The sequence below is a fragment of the Embleya sp. L77 genome, from assembly GCF_055557415.1.
In genome coordinates this window covers 5,124,245-5,143,602 of the sequence record NZ_CM145709.1, presented here as the reverse complement: position 1 = coordinate 5,143,602, position 19,358 = coordinate 5,124,245, and the positions used below count along the sequence as shown (strand labels likewise).

Genomic DNA, 19,358 nt, shown 5'->3' with positions numbered 1-19,358 from the left:
CCGCACCTACGGCTGGGCGAGTTCAACGCTTCCTCCTGCTGGTTCCTGCCTCGGGGGTACAACCGGGACCGCCTCGTCGGCATCGACGGCCTCGTCGACCACAACGTCGGCGTCGTCTTCAATGATCTCGCCCGTCGCGGTGTTCACCGCCGGTGCCGAGGGCGCCCGCGTGGCGAGCGCCGCCACGATCGCCGCCGCGGTGGCGCGGCCGATGCCGGGTACCTCGGTGATCTGCTCGATGCCGGCCGCGCGCAGCCGCTTGAGCGAGCCGAAGTGGGCGAGCACCGCCTTGCGGCGGGTCGCGCCCAGACCCGGGACGTCGTCGAGCGCACTGGCCGTCATCGCCTTGGACCGTTTGGACCGGTGGTAGGTGATCGCGAAGCGGTGCGCCTCGTCCCGGATCCGCTGGAGCATCAGCAGCGCCTCGCCGCTGCTGCGCGGGAGCACGACCGGGTCGTCCTCACCGGGCACCCACACCTCTTCGAGCCGCTTGGCCAGCCCGCACACGGTGACGTCGACCACGCCGGCCTCCTCCAGCGCCCGCACGGCGGCGGCGACCTGGGGTTGCCCGCCGTCGACCACGATCAGCTGCGGCGGGTAGGCGAAGCGCTTGGGCCGGCCGGTCTCCGGGTCGATCGGGCCGGTGTGCTCCGCGCCGTCCGCGCCGTCCGCGTCCTCGGCACCGGCCGCCGCCGCATCGGCGGCCGCGTCGCGCGCGAGATCGGACTTGTAGCGCCGGAACCGCCGGGTGAGCACCTCGTGCATCGCCCTCGGGTCGTCCTGGCCCTCGAAGGTCTTGATCGCGAACCGCCGGTACTCGCTCTTGCGCGGCAGCCCGTCCTCGAAGACCACCATCGAGGCGACCACCTCGGTGCCCTGCAGATGCGAGATGTCGAAGCACTCGATGCGCAGCGGCGCGGTGTCCATGTCCAGCGCCTCGGCCAGTTGCTGGAGCGCGAGCGAGCGGGCGGTCAGGTCGCCGGCCCGGCGCAGCTTGTGCAGGTTCAGCGCCTGTGCGGCGTTGCGTTGCACGGTCTCCTGGAGCGACTTCTTGTCGCCGCGCTGCGGCACCCGCAGTTCCACCCTGGCGCCGCGCAGTTCGCACAACCACTGGCTGAGCGCCGCGGTGTCCGCGGGCAGCGCGGGCACGAGCACCTCGCGCGGCACGGCCTCGCCGCGCTGCTCGCCGTAGAGCTGCTGGAGGAAGTGTTCGACCAGGTCGGCGGTGTCCACGTCCTCGACCCGCTCGGTGACCCAGCCGCGCTGTCCGCGCACCCGGCCGCCGCGCACGTGGAAGATCTGGACGGCGACCTCCAGTTCGTCCTCGGCCAGCGCGATCACGTCCGCGTCGGTGCCGTCGCCGAAGACGATCGCGTTCTTCTCCAGGGCCCGGGTCAGCGCCGTTATGTCGTCCCGCAGCCGGGCCGCCTTCTCGTACTCCATCGCCTGCGCGGCCTGCTTCATCTCCCGCTCGACGCGCTTGATGTAGGGCCCGGTGCGGCCGGCCATGAACTCGCAGAAGTCCTCGGCGAGCGCGCGGTGGTCCTCGGCGGAGATCTTCCCGGTGCACGGCGCCGCGCATTTGCCGATGTAGCCGAGCAGGCACGGGCGGCCGACCTGGCGGGCGTTCTTGAACACGCCGGCCGAACACGTGCGCACCGGGAACACCCGCAGCAGCAGGTCGAGCGTCTCGCGGATGGCCCACGCGTGCCCGTAGGGCCCGAAGTAGCGCACACCCTTGCGGTGCGGGCCGCGCATCACCTGGGCGCGCGGGAACTCCTCGTTGAGCGTCACCGCGAGCGAGGGGTAGCTCTTGTCGTCGCGGTATTTGACGTTGAAGCGCGGGTCGAACTCCTTGATCCAGGAGTACTCCAGCTGGAGCGCCTCGACCTCGGTGCCGACCACGGTCCAGTCCACCGCCGCGGCGGTGGTGACCATGCTCTGGGTGCGCGGGTGCAGGTGGGCCAGGTCCTGGAAGTAGGACGAGAGCCGGGCGCGCAGGTTCTTCGCCTTGCCGACGTAGACGACGCGCCCGTGCTCGTCGCTGAACCGGTACACACCGGGCGACGTCGGGATCTGGCCGGGAGCGGGCCGGTACGACGACGGGTCCATTTCTCCACCCTATGTGCTGGCTCCAACAGATTTTTGCGGTCAACCCACGACGATCTCGCCGTTCGCGACCGTGATCGGCAGCGGCGTCAGGCCGCGCTTCGCGGGTCGGCGCACGACGGAGCCGTCGTTCATCGAGAACTGGCTGCCGTGGCACTGGCACTGGATGACACCCTGGTCGACCTTGGTGACCAGACACCCCTGGTGCGGACAACGGGCGTCGAACGCCTTGTAATCGTCCTTGGCGGGCTGGGTCACCACGATCGAGGTGTCGGTGTAGACCTTGCCCTTGCCGACCTTCACATCCTCGGAGCGACCCACCGTGACCGGTCCGTCGAGCAGCTTCTTCTCGTGCGGCGATGCGGGCTGGTTCTCGGTGGTGCACGCGCTCAAGCCGAGTCCGGCGGCGCCGACCGCGCCGACCACCGCGGCCCCGCGCAGCAGGGTGCGCCGGTCCGGTCCGTGCTCGGCGACGCCTTCGCGCGCGGTCTCGGGCCGGGGCTGCTGCTGCGGGGTCATGCGGGATCTCCTTGGGAACGGTGACACCGGTGGCGTGGCCCGGACCGGCCACGCCACCGTGCGGCCGGTCAATCCTCGCACCCGGCCCGGACTGCGCTTACGTCACCGTCGGTCGTACAGCACGCTCTGGAGGAACTTGCCGGTGTGGCTGCCGGCCACCTCGGCGACCTCCTCGGGAGTGCCCTCGGCGACGACCAGACCGCCGCCGCTGCCGCCCTCGGGGCCCAGGTCGACGACCCAGTCGGCGGTCTTGATCACGTCGAGGTTGTGCTCGATCACGATCACCGTGTTGCCCTTGTCGACCAGGCTGGTCAGCACGCCGAGCAGCCGGCGGATGTCCTCGAAGTGCAGGCCCGTGGTCGGCTCGTCGAGCACGTAGACCGTCTTGCCGGTGGAGCGGCGCTGCAGCTCGGAGGCCAGCTTGACGCGCTGCGCCTCGCCGCCGGAGAGCGTGGTCGCGGGCTGGCCGAGCCGCACGTAGCCCAGGCCGACGTCGTTGAGCGTGCGCAGGTGCCGGGCGATCGCGGGGACCGCCTCGAAGAAGGCCAGGCCCTCCTCGATCGGCATGTCGAGCACCTCGGAGATGTTCTTGCCCTTGAAGTGCACCTCCAGGGTCTCCCGGTTGTACCGCGCGCCGTGGCAGACCTCGCACGGCACGTAGACGTCCGGCAGGAAGTTCATCTCGATCTTGATGGTGCCGTCGCCCGAGCAGTTCTCGCAGCGGCCGCCCTTGACGTTGAAGGAGAACCGGCCCGGCAGGTAGCCGCGCACCTTGGCCTCGGTGGTCTCCGCGAACAGCTTGCGCACGTGGTCGAACACGCCGGTGTAGGTGGCCGGGTTCGAGCGCGGGGTGCGCCCGATCGGACCCTGGTCCACGTGCACGACCTTGTCCACCAGCTCGGTCCCGGTGATCCGGGTGTGCCGACCGGGCACCAGGCGCGCGCCGTTGAGTTCGCGCGCCAGGTGCGTGTACAGGATGTCGTTGACCAGGGTGGACTTGCCCGAGCCGGACACGCCGGTGACCGCGGTGAACACGCCCAGCGGGAACGCCACGCCGACGTCCTGGAGGTTGTTCTCCCGGGCGCCGTGCACGACCAGGCGACGCTTCCTGTCCGGCACCCGGCGCTCGGTCGGCGTGGGGATCGACTTGCGGCCGGAGAGGTAGTCGCCGGTCGCCGAGCGCTTGTTCTTGAGCAGCTCCTTGTAGCTGCCGGAGTGCACCACCTCACCGCCGTGCTCGCCCGCGCCGGGACCGATGTCCACGACCCAGTCGGCGATCCGGATGGTGTCCTCGTCGTGCTCGACCACGATCAGCGTGTTGCCCATGTCGCGCAGGCGGACCAGGGTCTCGATCAGCCGGTGGTTGTCCCGCTGGTGCAGGCCGATGGACGGCTCGTCGAGCACGTACAGCACGCCGACCAGGCCGGAGCCGATCTGGGTGGCCAGCCGGATGCGCTGCGCCTCGCCGCCGGACAGGGTGCCCGCGGCGCGGCTGAGCGAGAGGTAGTCCAGGCCGACGTCGACCAGGAACTTCAGTCGCTCGTTGACCTCCTTGAGCACCCGCTCGGCGATCTTCTTCTCCCGCGCCACCAGCTTGATCCGGCCGAGGAACTCGGCGCAGTCGCTGATCGACATCGACGCGACGTCGGCGATCGACTTGTCCGCGATGGTCACCGCGAGCACGATCGGCTTGAGCCGGGCGCCGTGGCACGTGGGACACGGCACCTCGCGCATGTAGCCCTCGAAGCGCTCGCGACTGGTGTCGGTCTCCGCCTCGGAGTGCCGGCGCACGATGTACGGCAGCGCGCCCTCGAAGGAGGTGTAGTACGAGCGCTCGCGCCCGTAGCGGTTCCTGTACTTGACGTGGATCTGCGTCTTGTGGCCGTTGAGCAGCGCCTTCCTGGCCCGCTGCGGCAGACCGTCCCAGGCGATGTCGGTACGGAAGCCCATCTCGTCCGCGAGCGCGGAGACGAGCCGGCCGAAGTACTCCGAGGCGTGTCCGCTCGACCACGGCGCGAGTGCGCCCTCGTCCAGCGACTTCTGCCCGTCGGGCACGACCAGCTCCGGGTCGACCTCCATCCGGGTGCCGATGCCGGTGCAGTCGGGGCACGCGCCGAACGGCGAGTTGAAGGAGAACGAGCGCGGTTCCAGCTCCTCGAACGACAGGTCGTCGTAGGGGCAGTAGAGGTGCTCGGAGAACATCCGCTCGCGGTTGGCGTCGTCCTCGGGCAGGTCGACGAAGTCCAGGATCACCATGCCGGAGCCGAGCGAGAGCGCGGTCTCCACCGAGTCGGTCAGTCGGCGCTTGGCCGAGGCCTTGACGGTCAGGCGGTCGATGACCACCTCGATGGTGTGCTTCTCCTGCTTCTTGAGCTTGGGCGGGTCGGTGAGCTGGATCACCGCGCCGTCCACCCGGGCCCGGCTGTAGCCCTTGGACTGGAGTTCGGCGAACAGGTCGACGAACTCGCCCTTGCGCTCGCGCACGATCGGCGAGAGCACCTGGAAGCGGGTGCCCTCCTCCAGCTCCAGCACCCGGTCGACCACCTGCTGCGGGCTCTGCCGGGCGATCGGGCGGGCGCACTGCGGACAGTGCGGGTGGCCGATCCGGGCGTAGAGCAGGCGCAGGTAGTCGTAGACCTCGGTGATCGTGCCGACCGTGGAGCGCGGGTTGCGGTTCGTCGACTTCTGGTCGATCGAGACCGCGGGCGACAGGCCCTCGATGAAGTCGACGTCGGGCTTGTCCATCTGCCCGAGGAACTGGCGCGCGTAGGACGACAGCGACTCGACGTAGCGGCGCTGTCCCTCCGCGAAGATCGTGTCGAAGGCAAGCGAGGACTTGCCGGAACCGGACAGGCCGGTGAAGACGATGAGCGCGTCGCGCGGTAGGTCGAGGGAGACGTCCTTGAGGTTGTGCTCGCGCGCGCCACGGACGATGAGACGGTCGGCCACTTGAGAATCGAAACCCTTCGACGACATGCCGCTGCGGCTGAATGATGTCGAGCTGATCGGTACGCGTCGACAGTGCGGATCGAGGCAGTGCCGGCCGGGACGATGCCGGTCGGATTCGTGCCTCGCGCCATCGTAAGCAGCCCACGGCAGGTTTTTGTTCCCCTTTGAGCCGCCAGGCTATCGCACATTCATTCGAACAAAACTTCTCCGGGTCTCTCTTCACTCGATCGTGTGAAGCTTCGGCCCCGGCACTCCGGTCGGCCCGCGCCACTAAGGTGAAACCCCAAGACCTCGCCGCACCGGGACCCGTCTCGTCCCACGAATCGGCGGCGGGGGCGATCCGGGGGAGGTATGCGTGACCACGGACGGGTTCGACCCCGCCGCACTGCTCGCGGAGATCAACGACGCGACCGCGCAGGTATTGGCGACCGCGGAACGGCTGACGCCCGAGCACCTGGCCGGTCCGTCGTTGCTGCCCGGGTGGAGCAGGGGCCATGTGCTGACCCACCTCGCGCGCAACGCGGACGCCCTGACCAACCTGCTGAACTGGGCCCGCACCGGAGTCCCGACCCCGATGTACCCGCCGGGGGACGCCCGCGACCGGGCCATCGAGGAGGGCGCCGGTCGGCCGCTCCAGGAGCAGCTCACCGACCTGTACGACGCGTCCGGCCGGTTCGCCCAGGCCTTCACCGCGATGACGCCGACCGCGTGGGGCGCCAAGGTCACCGCGCGCAACGCGGGCGAGATCGCCGCCACGACGCTGCCCGGCAGACGACTGCGCGAGCTGTACATCCACCACGTCGACCTGGATGCGGGCTGGACACCGGCGCATTGGCCGACCGAGTACACCGAGCGCGAGCTGAACGAGGTCGCCGCCTCCTTCCGCGGCCGGCCGGACTGCCCGCCGCTGCTGCTGCGCGACGACATCACCCACCGCGAGCAGTTGATCGGCCCGGAGGGCGTGGCTCCCGCCGCGGTCGTCTCCGGTCGCCGTCAGTCGCTGCTCGCGTGGCTGATCGGCCGCACCAACGGCGACGGCCTGATCGTCGAGCCGTTCGGCCGCCTGCCACCGTTGCCCGCGTGGATGTAGCGGGTGGATGTGGCCGCCGCCGGCGCCGGTCGGTAGCCGGGAGGGGCCGCGGACGGGGAGGATGGCTCGTATGACGTATCACGGATCCGTGAAGGTCGGCGGCGCCCCGGCCGTGCGCGAGCTGGCCAATCTGATGATCAGCAAGGTGGCGGTCGGGCCCTACGACAACGACGCCTACCTGCTCCGCTGTCGGGCCACCGATCAACAGTTGCTGATCGACGCGGCCAACGACGCGGGCACGCTGATCACCCTGGTGGGCGACGGCGGCCTCGCGAAGGTGGTCACCACCCATCGACACCAGGACCACTGGCAGGCGCTCGCCGAGGTGGTCGCGCACACCGGCGCGACCACCCTGGCCGGGCGCGCCGACGCCGAGGCCATCCCGGTGCCCACCGACGTCCTCGTGGACGACGGCGACACGATCGCCTTCGGCGCGATCGAACTGCGGGCCATCCACCTGGTGGGCCACACCGAGGGCAGCATCGCGCTGCTGTACGACGACCCCAAGGGCCACCCGCACCTGTTCACCGGCGACTGCCTGTTCCCCGGCGGGGTGGGCAACACCTTCGGCGACCCGGCCGCCTTCGATCGGCTGATCGACGACGTCGAACACAAGCTCTTCGACCCGCTCCCGGACGAGACCTGGGTCTACCCGGGCCACGGCAACGACACGACCCTGGGCGCCGAGCGCCCCGCCCTGGCCGAGTGGCGCGAACGCCGCTGGTGATCCGAGCCCGCCGAGTGTCGGTCCGGCCCGCTCAGGCCCGACCGGCGCTCGGTGCGGCCGCCCTGCGGCGGGCCCGGTGCGCGGCCACGTTGGCGCGGTTGGCGCACGCGTCCGAGCAGTAGCGTTTGCGGCCGTTGCGGGAGGTGTCCGCGAACGCCCGGTCGCAACCGGCCGCCGCGCACACGCCGGACCGGCCCACACCGTAGTCGGCCACCAGGTTGGCCAGCCCCATCGCCGTGTTGATCCGCATGCGCTGCACGAACGGCACCCCCGAAGGCGCGTGGTGCAGGTGCAGCCCGTAGCCGTGATCCACCAGCCGCGGCCGCACCTCGACCCGCGCCAGCAGGCCGTTGACGTGCGCGACGGCCTCCTCCAGGTCGGTGATCACGAAGAACGCGCGCAACTCGCCGGCCCACTCCAGCAGGGGTTCGAGCGCCCCCTGGTCCAGGTCCTCGACCAGGAACGAGAACGCTCGCAGCACATCCCGCGCGGACTCCAGGTCCGGCGCCGAGCCGTCCGCGCCCGTCCACGCGTTGACCATCGCCACGGCAGCGCCGACGCCGTCACTACGGTAACCGTTGACTTCCATTGAACCCTTACCTAGGCTGCGAGGTATGTAAGGAGCTACACCAGAACACTCATTACCCTAGCCAATTTGGGGGCAACGCGATGGCTTCCCGGTGCGATGCCTGCGGCCGGATCGAGGATCCGCGGATGACCGTACTGTCCCGGCACTCCACATCCCAGGGCGAAATCGTCTACACCCGCTGCCTGTGCGGCAGCGTCGGCGTGCGACTGCGGCCCGGCACGACACAGCGGCCCCCGCACGAGGTGCTCCTCGCCCAGGGGCCGCCGGCCGTACCGTATCCGGGTTAGACGCTCGCGTCCCGGTCCGCCTTGGCGGCCTCCTCGGCCGCCGCGATCTCGTCCTTCTTCGTCTTGCGCAGGCTCAGCACCGTGGTCACCGCCAGGGTCACCACGATCACGCCGAGCGAGAGCGGAATGCCGATCTCCGGCACGTGCACACCCTGACCGTGCAGCGCCTCGAAGATCAGCTTGACGCCGATGAAGCCGAGGATCACCGACAGGCCGTACGACAGGTAGACGAGCTTCTTGAGCAGCCCGCCGATCAGGAAGTACAGCTGGCGCAGCCCCATCAACGCGAACGCGTTCGCGGTGAAGACGATGTACGGCTCCTTGGTGAGGCCGAAGATCGCCGGGATCGAGTCCAGCGCGAACAGCACGTCGGTGGTGCCGACGGCGATCATCACGATCAGCATCGGGGTGACGAAACGCTTGCCGTTCTCCTTCACCACGAGCTTCATGTCGCGGTAGCCGTCGGTGGTCGGCAACACCTTCTCGACCTTGCGCAGGAGGGCGTTCTCCTCGAACTCCTCCTCCTCGTCCGACCGGGCCTCCTTGATCAGCTTCCACGCGGTCCAGATCAGGAACGCGCCGAAGATGAAGAAGACCCACGAGAACGCGGCCACGACCGCGGCGCCCGCGGCGATGAAGATGCCGCGCAGCACCAGCGCGAGCAGCACGCCGACCAGCAGCACCCGCTGCTGGTACTGCGGCGGGACCGCGAACTTGCCCATGATCAGTACGAACACGAACAGGTTGTCGACGCTCAGCGACTTCTCGGTGATGAAGCCGGCGAAGAACTCGCCGGCGGGTGCCGACCCGGAGAAGACCCACAGGCCGATTCCGAACAGGACGGCGAGACCGACCCAGAAGATGCCCCAGAGGGACGCCTCCTTGAGGGTGACCTCGTGCGGTTTGCGATTGAGGAACAGATCGACTGCCACCAGCGCCAACAGCACGACGATGGTCAGGATCCAGGCAACGGGTGAAACGTCCACTGCGCCTCCGGCAGACGTGGGGGGTCGCGTCAACGCCGGAGGGGGGATGTACCCCTCCGATTGCCTCCAGGATGCCAGAAGGTAAAGGAAACACCAAGCGATCCTTTACCAAACCCTGGTGACAGGTCGTCAGAAGACCTGCGCGCATCCGCCCGCTCGGAGCACTCGGGTGCCCGTCAGCGCACCGGGGCGAACCCCCGGCGCGGCTTGAGTACGGGGGCGGCGGCCCGCTCCGGGGCCCGGGCGGGCGGCACCGGCAGCCCCAGACTGCGAGTCCCCAGGCCGGCCAGCAGCAGCGGCAGCAGGCGCGCGGTCACCCGGGCATCGGCCAGCGCCGCGTGCGCGTCGGGGAAGGTCAGCCCGAAGTGCGCACAACACGTCCCGAGCTTGTGGTCGGCCAGCGGCAGCCCGGACGCCTTCGCCAGCTTCATCGTGCACAGCGCGGGCAACGTCGGCGGCGCCAGGCCGGCCGCGACGAACTCGGCCTCCAGGAAACGCTGCTCGAAGGACGCGTTGTGGGCGACCACCACGGCGCCCGCGAGCAGTCCGGCCAACTCGACGGCGATCTGCGCGAATCGGGGCGCGCCCAGCACGTCGGCGGCGGTGATCCGATGCACGTGGCTCGCGCCCACCGAGCGGCCCGGATCCAGCAGCGTGGTCCATTCGCGCAGCACCTCGCCGGTGCCGCGGATGCGCACCACGCCCACCTCCACGATCCGATCCCCGCGGGCCGGCGAGAACCCCGTGGTCTCCAGGTCTACGACCGCGAATTCGGTCCGAGCGACCTCGGCGGGCACCCCGAGCATGCGCACGGGATCGGCATAGGCGAACAAGGCGACATCCCTCTCCCCCGGCCGCCTCGGTCACGACCGACGGGGCGAGAGTCTATGACCCCCGCCCCGCCACTTTCCCCGCATTGCCACGAACTGCCCGCTTCGAGCGACTCCCCACCCCGGCCCGGCCGGCGTTCGAGGCCACCGGGCCGGAGGCCGATGCCCCACCGAACCCCGGCACCATCACCCCGCCGAGCCAACCCACTTCGACCCGGCCGGCGTTCGAGGCCACCCGGCCGGAGGCCGACGCCCCACCGAACCCCGGCACCATCACCCCGCCAAGCCAACCCACTTCGACCCGGCCGGAGGCCAAACGAGTCACCCGGTCAAGCCCCGGCACTCGGCCGGCCCGAATCACTCCGGCCCGGCCGGAGGCCGGTGCTCAGCGCCCGTTCGTGCCGGCGACCCAGGACAACAACTGCCGTGTGGCCTCCGCGCCGCCCGAGGGCAGGTCCGCCGTGTACACCCAGGGCAGCCCGATCCACGGGTCCATGATGTGGTCCTCCGGAATCGCGGTGAGCCGCAACAACGACCGCCACAACGGATCCAGCAGCGGCCCGAACGACTCGGCGTCGCCCCGCGAACCCACCACGATCACGTGCACCCCGACCCTTGGCCCCTCCTCGACGATGTGCCGCAACTGCGCCGCACTGCGATCGTCGAAGCCGAACGGGAAGTCGTGCACGAGCAACAACTGTCGGGCCAGATCCAGGTCGCTCGGCAGCGAGTCCACCGCGTCGTTGGCCACCGCCATCCGCACCAGCTCGATCCGGTCCAGGATCCGCCCGAGCAGCGCGGACACGTCGGCCGCGTCGGTGGCCACCGGCCCCACCAGCAGCCCGGACGACGCCAGCGGCTGCAACGGCGCGGCAGCCGTGCCCTTGCCCGCCGGGTCGATCACGTGCACCTTGAACTCGCCCACCGGGAACGCCGCGAACATCCGCGCGGTCAGCGACACCGCGAGCTCGTCGGCCCGCTCCGCGCCGTTGCCCCGCTCGCCCTCCAGGCCGGTCGCACCGGTGTCGATCCACAACCCGCGATCCATCGGCAGCCGCAACACCATCGGCACGCGCAGCTCCGGCCGCTCCGGCAGATGCAGGTCGCCGAGCCGAATCGCCGGCGCCCCGTCCTCGGGAGCCTGCCAACCGGCCCACGACGTGCTGTCCCAACGCGCCATCACCGGCGGCAGGTTCGGCTCCAGCTGCTCGACCTCGCCGACCAACTGTGTGGTGTCCCTGTCGAGTACGGCCTTGGCCTGCTCGGCCAGCGCCCGGTGCCGATCACGCGCGGTGTCCTGCGCGGCGAGCCCCGCGGGCGAGAAGCGCGCGGCGGGGTCGTTCAGGACGCCTTCCAGCTCCTTGTCCAACCGACCGTCGGCGTACTCGATCGCCGATCGGTAGGCGGCGGCCGATCGCGCCGCGTCCTCGAACACGCCCCAGACCTGTTCGTACAGCTTCTCCACCTCGCGCCGCGCGGCCCGCTGCGCGGCCTCGCGCTCGACGTCCGGCGGAGCCGCGGCCCACGCCATGCCGCCGCTCTGGTCCACCCGCGGCGGGGTGCCCGGCTCGCGCGGTTCGGTGGGCGCGTTCGCGGCGCTGAACGGCGCGGCGGCGGGTCCGCCCAGCGCGGTACGCGCCCGGTCCACCACTCGCGCCCGGTTCTGCACGCCGACGTCCTTGAGCAGCGCCTCCAGGCCGGCCTCGTAGCCCTGCCCGACGGCGCGCACCTTCCAGGCGCCCTGGCGTCGATACAGCTCGACGGTCTGCAGCGCGCGCTCGTTGCCCAGATCGGTGATCCGGAACGTGGCCAGGTCCTCGCCGCCGGCCCGCACGGTGACCACCGGCGCCGCGACCACGCCGAACCGGTCCACGCCGCCGCCCTCCAGCGACGCGCCGACCAGCACCCGCTCGATCTCGGCGGGCAGCCTGCCCAGCTCGAAGGTCGCACCGGCCTGCCGGATGGTCACCCCGACGGTGTCGACACCGCCACGCTGGATCACGTCGTCGTCGCCGCGGACCCGATCGTCGGCGCCCACCAGGGTCACCACCAGCTCGACCGGGCATTGTGCCGCGATCTCGACCTCCACCCGGGTGTCGGGCAGTGCCAGGTTCTGACCCCGTACCAGTTCGGTGCTCACGTGCGTTCGTCCCCTCCCCGCCCCGCCGGGACGGACCCCGCGCGAGCGGGCCGGGAGGCGTGGTCCGCCCGTCCCGGCCCGCTCACCATGTTTGGTTGTGCGTCCTACAGGTGCGCCATCAGAGCCGGGAGCAGGTCGCGCAGGGTCTGCCCGTGCGCGGGCTCGCCGATCGCGGCCATCTTCCAGGCGGTGCCGTGCCGGTAGAGCTTGGCCATGATCTGGCCGGTGTAGTTGCCACCGCCGGAGAGCGTGTAGCGCGCCAGCTCGGTGTTCGTGGTCTCGTCCACGATCCGGCAGAACGCGTTCTCGATCTCCTGGAAGGTCTGCCCCTGGAACGAGCTGACCGTGAAGATGATCTGGTCCACGTGCACCGGCACGCGGGACAGGTCCACGAGGATCGACTCGTCGTCGCCGTCACCGTGCCCGGTCAGGTTGTCGCCAGTGTGGCGAACGGACCCGTCCTTGCTGGTGAGCTGGCCGAAGTAGCAGACGTCGACCGGCTGGTTCTCGGCGAAGAGCACACACGACGCGTCGAGGTCGACCTCCTTCTCCCGGCTGCCGAACAGGCCGCGGCGCTTGATGGCGTCCCATCCCAGGCCCATCCGGACCATGGTCAGCTCGCCACCACCCGGCTTGTCGAGTGAAATCCTCTGGCCCTTGGACATGTTGACGGCCACTGGTGACGTCTCCCCTCACAGATTTGGTCACGCGGCTCGCGAACGCCGCCCCGTGGTCGGGGCGGGCCCACACTGGCCGCAGAGTAGTCCTCGGGAGTCGCCGGTGTCCCGGCGAGCCCCCTCGGTGACATTCAGGATCACGAACCTACCGGTCAAGACGTACGGACTTCGCAGGCCGTTCCCTCATGTCCGTGATCCGTCCCGGACATCGTGCTACGCGATGCCCGCGGCCTTCATCCCGCGAAGCTCCTTCTTCAGCTCCCCGACCTCGTCGCGCAACCGCGCGGCCAGTTCGAATTGCAGTTCGGAGGCCGCGGCGTGCATCTGCTCGGTCATCACCCGGATCATGTCCGCGAGATCGGCCGCGGGCAGATTGTCCGTCGCCGCCTTCTTGCCCAGCGAGGGCACCGGCGCCTTCTGCCGACCCTTGTTGCCGGCCAGCAGATCGGCGGTGTCCGCGTCCTCGCGCGAGATCGAGTCCAGGATGTCCACGATCTTCTTGCGCAGCGGCTGCGGGTCGATGCCGCGCTCGGTGTTGTACGCGATCTGCTTGGCCCGGCGACGGTTGGTCTCGTCGATCGCCTTGGCCATCGACGGGGTGATCTTGTCCGCGTACATGTGCACCTGGCCGGACACGTTGCGCGCCGCACGGCCGATGGTCTGGATCAGCGACGTGCCCGAGCGCAGGAAGCCCTCCTTGTCCGCGTCCAGGATGGACACGAGCGAGACCTCGGGCAGGTCCAGGCCCTCGCGCAGCAGGTTGATGCCGACCAGCACGTCGTACTCGCCCAGCCGCAGCTCGCGCAGCAGCTCGACCCGGCGCAGCGTGTCGATGTCGCTGTGCAGGTAGCGCACCCGCACACCCTGCTCCAGGAAATAGTCCGTGAGGTCCTCGGACATCTTCTTGGTGAGCGTGGTGACCAGGACCCGCTCGTCCTTCTCGGCCCGGGTGCGGATCTCGTGCAGCAGGTCGTCGATCTGGCCCTCGGTCGGCTTGACCACGACCTCGGGGTCGATCAGGCCGGTCGGGCGGATGATCTGCTCGACCACCGCGTCCGCCTTGGCCAGCTCGTACTTGCCGGGGGTCGCGGACAGATACACCGTCTGGCCGACCCGCTCCAGGAACTCCTCCCACTTGAGCGGGCGGTTGTCCATCGCGGACGGCAGCCGGAAGCCGTGCTCGACCAGCGTGCGCTTGCGCGACGCGTCGCCCTCGTACATCGCGCCGATCTGCGGCACGGTCACGTGCGACTCGTCCAGTACCAGCAGGAAGTCCTCGGGGAAGTAGTCGAGGAGCGTGTTCGGCGCGGTGCCGGCCTCGCGGCCGTCCATGTGCCGCGAGTAGTTCTCGATGCCGGAGCAGGTGCCGATCTGGCGGAGCATCTCGATGTCGTACGTGGTCCGCATCCGCAGCCGCTGGGACTCCAGCACCTTGCCCTGCTTGTCCATCCGGGCGAGCGTCTCCTCCAGCTCCCGCTCGATCCCGGCGACCGCACGCTCCATGCGCTCGGGGCCGGCCACGTAGTGGGTGGCGGGGAAGACGTACAGCTCGTCGTCCTCGCTGACCACCTCGCCGGTGAGCGGGTGCAGCGTCATCAGCGACTCGATCTCGTCGCCGAACATCTCGATCCGCACGGCCAGCTCTTCGTACACCGGGAAGATCTCGATCGTGTCGCCGCGCACCCGGAAGGTGCCGCGGGTGAACGCGACGTCGTTGCGGGTGTACTGGTTGCCGACGAAGCGGCGCAGCAGCGCGTCGCGCTCGATCTCCTCGCCGACTCGCAGCCGGACCATCCGGTCGACGTACTCCTGCGGGGTGCCGAGGCCGTAGATGCAGGACACGGACGCGACCACGACCACGTCGCGGCGGGTCAGCAGCGAGTTGGTGGTCGAGTGCCGCAGCCGCTCGACCTCCTCGTTGATCGAGGAGTCCTTCTCGATGTAGGTGTCCGTGGTCGGGACGTACGCCTCGGGCTGGTAGTAGTCGTAGTACGAGACGAAGTACTCGACGGCGTTGTTGGGCAGCAGCTCACGAAACTCGTTGGCGAGCTGGGCCGCGAGGGTCTTGTTGGGCGCCATGACGAGGGTCGGCCGCTGGAGCCGCTCGATCATCCACGCGGTCGTCGCCGACTTCCCGGTGCCGGTCGCACCGAGCAACACCACATTCTTGTCGCCCGCATTGACGCGCTGTTCGAGAAGATCGATCGCCTGCGGCTGGTCACCGGACGGCCGATAGGGACTGACGACCTCGAAGGGCGCCACTTTGCGTTCGAGATCGGTAATGGGTCGCACGAGATACACGTTACGGGTCCGGACCGACAAGCGGCGTGGAAGCCGCTTGTCGGTCCGAGGTCGTAACGTGCCGGCGGCCGTCGAGCGCAGCCACGTCGCAAGGCCGCGGGGCCCGATCGGGCCGCCCCGCCGCCGGAAAACCCGCAGCCTCCGCACCCAAGGCAACGGGTGGAGCGGGTGGGTACACCAACCAAAGCCCACCAAAACGCGACCGCAGCCTCAGTCGCCCGTCAACCGCTCCCACAAAGCCAAAATCTGCGGCTCCAGCGCCGAAAGCGGCCCGTCGTTGTCGATCACCACATCCGCGATCGCCAACCGCTCGGCCCGAGTCGCCTGCGCACCCATGCGGGCGAGCGCGTCGGCCTCCGGCATGCCCCGCAGGCGGACCAGCCGGTCGAGCTGGGTCTGCGGGGAGGCGTCCACGACCACGACCAGGTCGTACAGCTTCGCCAGATCGTTCTCGGCCAGCAGCGGCACGTCGTTGACCAGCACCGCATCGTCGCCGGCCGCCGCCGTCAGCTCCGCGGCCCGGGCCCCGACCAGGGGGTGCACGATCGCGTTGAGCGCGGCCAACCGCTCCGGTGACCCGAAGACGATCCGGCCCAGGCCCGGTCGGTCCAGCGAGCCGTCCGGCAGCAGCACCGATTCGCCGAATTCCGCCACCACCGCCGCCAGCCCGGGCGTGCCCGGAGCCACTACCTCGCGGGCGATCCGGTCCGAGTCGATCACCACCGCGCCCAGCTCGGCGAGCCGCCGCGCCACCTCGCTCTTGCCCGCGCCGATGCCGCCGGTGAGCCCGACGTTGCCCCTGCTGCCCATGCCGCGCCCCTCGTACGTCTTCGGGTGGACCAGAACCGGGCCACGGTAGGCCAGGCGACCCCAGGGTAGAAGGGGCCGCCTCCCGCACACACGCGAGCCCGCCCCGCACACACGCGAGCCCGCCCCGGACACACCGGGACGGGCTCGGCCGCGACGAACCGCGGGTCGGGGGTACGGACCGCGGGTCAGATGTTCAGCTTGCGGAAGATCGGCCGCGGCACGTGCCGCAGCGCGGACATCACGAAGCGGAACTGGCCCGGGACCCAGACCACCGACGACTTGCGGCGCAGGCCCTTGACGATCGCCTCGGCGACCACCTCCGGCGTGGTGGCCAGCGGCGCGTCCGGCAGGCCCTCGGTCATCTTGGTCCGCACGAAGCCGGGCCGCACGACCATCACGTGTACGCCGGTGCCGTGCAGCTTGTCGCCCAGGCCCTGGGCGAACGCGTCCAGGCCGGCCTTGGTGGATCCGTAGATGAAGTTCGACTTGCGGGCCCGCTCGCCGGCCACCGACGAGATCACCGCGAGCGCGCCGTGGCCCTGCCGGGACAACGCGTTGGCCGCGGCCAGCCCGGCCGAGACGCCGCCCACGTAGTTGACCTGCGCGACGCGCGCGGCGGCGGCCGGGGACTTCTCGTCCGCGTCCTGGTCGCCCAGCACGCCGAAGGCGAGCAGCACGACGTCGATGTCACCGGCGGCGAAGACCTCGTCGATGGTCTTCTCGTGGTCGTCGGTCTCGGCCGCGTCGAAGCCGACCACCTCGACCGTCGCACCGAGGTCGCGCAGCTGTTCGGCGGCCGTGTCCAGCGCGGCGGAGGGGCGGCCGGCGAGCACGACCCGCCGAACCCGCTCGGCGACCATCGCGCGAGCCGTGGTCAGCGCGATCTCGGAGGTGCCGCCGAGAACGAGCAGGGACTGCGGTGCGCCCAGGGCGTCTTTCACGGTGTGTCCTTCACAAGTGGTTCACGAGAAGACGAAAGGGGGGGTGGGTCAGAGCCCGAGTCGGCGGGCCTGATCGGAGACGAAGATCCCGTCCGGGTCGACCTTGGCCCGCACCTCGCGGAACCGCTCCAGGCGCGGGTACATCCGGGCCAGGTCGGCCGGGTCCATCCGCGAGTCCTTGGCGAGGTAGAACCGGCCCTCGTTGGTCAGCACGATCTCGTCGAGCTGCTTGAGCAGCCGGGCCAGGCCGGGCGTGTTGGTCGGGAAGTCGAGGGTCAGCGTCCACCCCGGCTTGGGGAAGGACAGGAAGCCCTCGTTGCCGGGTCCGAAGCGCTTGAGCACCGTGAGCGAGGAGGGCGCGCCGTGCGCACTGATCGTCTCGACCGCCTTGACCAGCCCGTCCTCGCGCCCGAACGGCACCACGAACTGGTACTGGAGGAAGCCGGTCCGCCCGTAGACGCGGTTCCATTCCTGGACCAGGTCCAGTGGGTGGAAGAACCCGGTGATCGACTGCAGTTGGCCGACCTTGTGCTTGGGCGCCTTGCGGTACCACAGCTCGTTGAACAGGCCCATGGTGAGCTTGTTCGGCAGCCGACCCGGCACCAGGTCCGGGACGGTCAGCAGCGAGCCGGTGCGAAATCGCAGCGGGTCCCGGCGCTTCTTCGCGGGCAGGTCGTCGAGCGCGGCGAACTCGCCGCAGGTGAGCACGCAGCGGCCGAGGTTGGCGCCCTTGGCCAGGCAGTCCAGCCACGCGACGGTGTAGGTGTACTTCTCGTCCGTCTCGGCCATCAGCGCCATGGCCTCGTCGAGGTTTTTCGTCCGGTCGGTGTCCACCGACGCGAGCGAGGTCTCGATGGGCGTCATCCGGATGGTCGCGGACAGGATCAGGCCGGTCAGGCCCATGCCGCCGGCGGTGGCCCAGAACAGCTCCGGGTCGCCCTCGGGGGTGATCGTGCGCTCGGTGCCGTCGGCCATCAACATGTCGATGGACGACACGTGGTTGCAGAAGCTGCCGTCCGCGTGGTGGTTCTTCCCGTGCACGTCCGCGCCGATCGCGCCGCCCACGGTGACCTGCCGGGTGCCCGGGGTGACCGGCACGAAGAAGCCGAACGGCACGAACAGTTCGATCAGCCGGTCCAGACTCACCCCGGCCTCGCAGGTGACCAGACCGCGCTCCAGATCCACCGCGAGGATGCGGTCGAGGCCGGTCATGTCCAGGACGGTGCCGCCGGCGTTCTGTGCGGGGTCGCCGTACGAGCGGCCCAGGCCGCGGGCGATCACCCCGCGCGAGGTGCGTTGCCCCAGGGCGGTCGCTACCTGGTCGCGGGTGGTGGGGCGCACGACGTCGGCGAAGGAGGGGGCGGTGCGTCCCCAACCGTTCAGGCTTACCCGCCGAGCGGTGGGGCGTGCGTCGGCCGACGGGCCGTCAGACATGGAAAACTCCCAGAACAAAGGTGAGAAGCCAGGCGAAGCCAAGGCCGACGAGGACCTTGTCCTTGAGAAGAACGTCCTCGGGGGATCCCGCGGTTCCGGCGTCGACGTAGACGGCGTAGCGCAGGAACGCGAATCCGAACGGGATCAGCGACAACTGGTGCCAGGCCAGCGTGGAATCGCCCTCGGGGATCTGGAATGCCCACAGGGAGTAGGTGAGCAGCGTCACCGAGACCGCCATCTGCCACACGAAGCGCAGGTAGGTGATCGAGTAATTGGCCAGCGAGGCGCGCGTCTTGGCCGCCTCCTCGCCCATCAGGACCATCTCCGAGTAGCGCTTGCCCGCGACCATGAACAACGATCCGAAGCCCGCCGTCAGCAGGAACCAGCGCGACAGCGGCAGTTCGGACGCGGTACCGCCGGCCATCGCCCGGAACAGGAAGCCCGAGGCGACCATGGCCAGGTCCAGCACCACCACGTGCTTGAACGAGAAGCAGTACGCGACGTTGAGCACCACGTACAGGCCCAGCACGAGCGCGGTCCCGGGGTTGCAGAGCAACACGCCGAGGACGACCGCGGCGATGCCCAGGATCGGCCCCAGCACCCACGCCAGCTTGACCGGCACCACGCCGGAGGCGATCGGGCGGTTGCGCTTGGTGGGGTGCTCGCGGTCGGCCTCGACGTCGAACGCGTCGTTGACGTAGTAGATCGCCGAAGCCGCCAGGCAGAACAGCATGAACATGATCGCGGTGTGGCCGAGGACGTAGCCCTCGTCCAACCGCCCGGCCGCGAGCGGCGCGGCGAACACGAGCACGTTCTTGACCCACTGCTTGGGCCGGGCCAACTTCAGCAGGCCACCCGCGAGTCCACCGCGCGGAGGCCGCGTCGGTGCCTCGACCGCGGACGAGGTCGCGGTGACGACCGCGGCCTCCCGCGCATCGAGCGGCGATTCGATTTCGGATGTACTCAAGA

Annotated in this window: 16 protein-coding genes; 3 read left to right on the top strand and 13 right to left on the bottom strand. The window is 70.0% G+C overall.

Annotated features, from left to right (window positions below; all coding sequences use genetic code 11):
• Positions 1-6 precede the first annotated feature (6 nt).
• From uvrC to uvrA, 3 genes are all read right to left on the bottom strand, one after another.
• Positions 7-2,112 (bottom strand): excinuclease ABC subunit UvrC, encoded by a 2,106-nt coding sequence (gene uvrC, locus ACZOOI_RS22075; RefSeq protein WP_465277442.1) that lies wholly within the window; start codon positions 2,110-2,112, stop codon positions 7-9.
• Between the two features lie 39 nt (positions 2,113-2,151).
• A complete protein-coding gene (locus ACZOOI_RS22070; protein WP_396005692.1) occupies positions 2,152-2,628 on the bottom strand; it encodes a Rieske (2Fe-2S) protein in 477 nt (158 codons plus the stop codon).
• A gap of 102 nt (positions 2,629-2,730) precedes the next feature.
• Complete coding sequence (gene uvrA / locus ACZOOI_RS22065; protein WP_465277441.1) at positions 2,731-5,577, bottom strand: excinuclease ABC subunit UvrA; 2,847 nt, start codon at positions 5,575-5,577, stop codon at positions 2,731-2,733.
• A gap of 355 nt (positions 5,578-5,932) precedes the next feature.
• On the opposite strand from uvrA, the gene ACZOOI_RS22060 reads away from it, so the two are divergent.
• Both ACZOOI_RS22060 and ACZOOI_RS22055 read left to right on the top strand, forming a co-directional pair.
• Positions 5,933-6,667 (top strand): maleylpyruvate isomerase family mycothiol-dependent enzyme, encoded by a 735-nt coding sequence (locus tag ACZOOI_RS22060; RefSeq protein ID WP_465277440.1) that lies wholly within the window; start codon positions 5,933-5,935, stop codon positions 6,665-6,667.
• Positions 6,668-6,737: 70 nt separating this feature from the next.
• A complete protein-coding gene (locus ACZOOI_RS22055; protein ID WP_396005690.1) occupies positions 6,738-7,394 on the top strand; it encodes an MBL fold metallo-hydrolase in 657 nt (218 codons plus the stop codon).
• 31 nt (positions 7,395-7,425) lie between these two features.
• On the opposite strand, the gene ACZOOI_RS22050 is transcribed toward ACZOOI_RS22055, so the two are convergent.
• Positions 7,426-7,983 carry a CGNR zinc finger domain-containing protein gene (locus tag ACZOOI_RS22050; protein ID WP_465277439.1) on the bottom strand — a complete coding sequence of 186 codons (558 nt, stop codon included), beginning with the start codon at positions 7,981-7,983 and terminating at the stop codon, positions 7,426-7,428.
• Between the two features lie 125 nt (positions 7,984-8,108).
• Between ACZOOI_RS22050 and ACZOOI_RS22045 the strand changes: the two genes are divergently transcribed.
• Positions 8,109-8,270, top strand: coding sequence for a hypothetical protein (locus ACZOOI_RS22045; RefSeq protein ID WP_465277438.1), 162 nt, complete (start codon positions 8,109-8,111; stop codon positions 8,268-8,270).
• Here the strand turns inward: ACZOOI_RS22045 and ACZOOI_RS22040 are convergent.
• The 9 genes from ACZOOI_RS22040 to ACZOOI_RS22000 all read right to left on the bottom strand — a co-directional run bounded on the left by ACZOOI_RS22040 (position 8,267) and on the right by ACZOOI_RS22000 (position 19,356).
• The gene (locus tag ACZOOI_RS22040) at positions 8,267-9,256 is read right to left on the bottom strand and encodes a TerC family protein (RefSeq protein WP_396005688.1); all 990 of its coding nucleotides are present in this window, start codon (positions 9,254-9,256) and stop codon (positions 8,267-8,269) included. The two genes, ACZOOI_RS22045 and ACZOOI_RS22040, sit on opposite strands and share 4 nt — an antisense overlap.
• Before the next feature lie 176 nt (positions 9,257-9,432).
• Positions 9,433-10,089, bottom strand: a complete 657-nt coding sequence (locus ACZOOI_RS22035) for a 3'-5' exonuclease (protein ID WP_465277437.1) — start codon at positions 10,087-10,089, stop codon at positions 9,433-9,435.
• Between the two features lie 382 nt (positions 10,090-10,471).
• Positions 10,472-12,226: a TerD family protein gene (locus ACZOOI_RS22030; RefSeq protein ID WP_465277436.1), complete on the bottom strand. Its 1,755-nt coding sequence runs from the start codon at positions 12,224-12,226 to the stop codon at positions 10,472-10,474.
• A gap of 104 nt (positions 12,227-12,330) precedes the next feature.
• The gene (locus ACZOOI_RS22025) at positions 12,331-12,903 is read right to left on the bottom strand and encodes a TerD family protein (protein ID WP_391582564.1); all 573 of its coding nucleotides are present in this window, start codon (positions 12,901-12,903) and stop codon (positions 12,331-12,333) included.
• Between the two features lie 213 nt (positions 12,904-13,116).
• A complete protein-coding gene (gene uvrB, locus ACZOOI_RS22020; protein WP_391582565.1) occupies positions 13,117-15,195 on the bottom strand; it encodes an excinuclease ABC subunit UvrB in 2,079 nt (692 codons plus the stop codon).
• Between the two features lie 219 nt (positions 15,196-15,414).
• The gene (gene coaE, locus ACZOOI_RS22015) at positions 15,415-16,014 is read right to left on the bottom strand and encodes a dephospho-CoA kinase (RefSeq protein ID WP_465277435.1); all 600 of its coding nucleotides are present in this window, start codon (positions 16,012-16,014) and stop codon (positions 15,415-15,417) included.
• Positions 16,015-16,199: 185 nt separating this feature from the next.
• Complete coding sequence (locus tag ACZOOI_RS22010; RefSeq protein WP_465277434.1) at positions 16,200-16,955, bottom strand: decaprenylphospho-beta-D-erythro-pentofuranosid-2-ulose 2-reductase; 756 nt, start codon at positions 16,953-16,955, stop codon at positions 16,200-16,202.
• Positions 16,956-17,003: 48 nt separating this feature from the next.
• Entirely contained in the window at positions 17,004-18,389 is a 1,386-nt protein-coding gene (locus tag ACZOOI_RS22005; RefSeq protein ID WP_465277433.1) for an FAD-binding protein, read from the bottom strand.
• Positions 18,382-19,356 (bottom strand): decaprenyl-phosphate phosphoribosyltransferase, encoded by a 975-nt coding sequence (locus ACZOOI_RS22000; RefSeq protein WP_465277432.1) that lies wholly within the window; start codon positions 19,354-19,356, stop codon positions 18,382-18,384. Before ACZOOI_RS22000 ends, ACZOOI_RS22005 begins: the two co-directional genes overlap by 8 nt.
• Positions 19,357-19,358 lie beyond the last annotated feature (2 nt).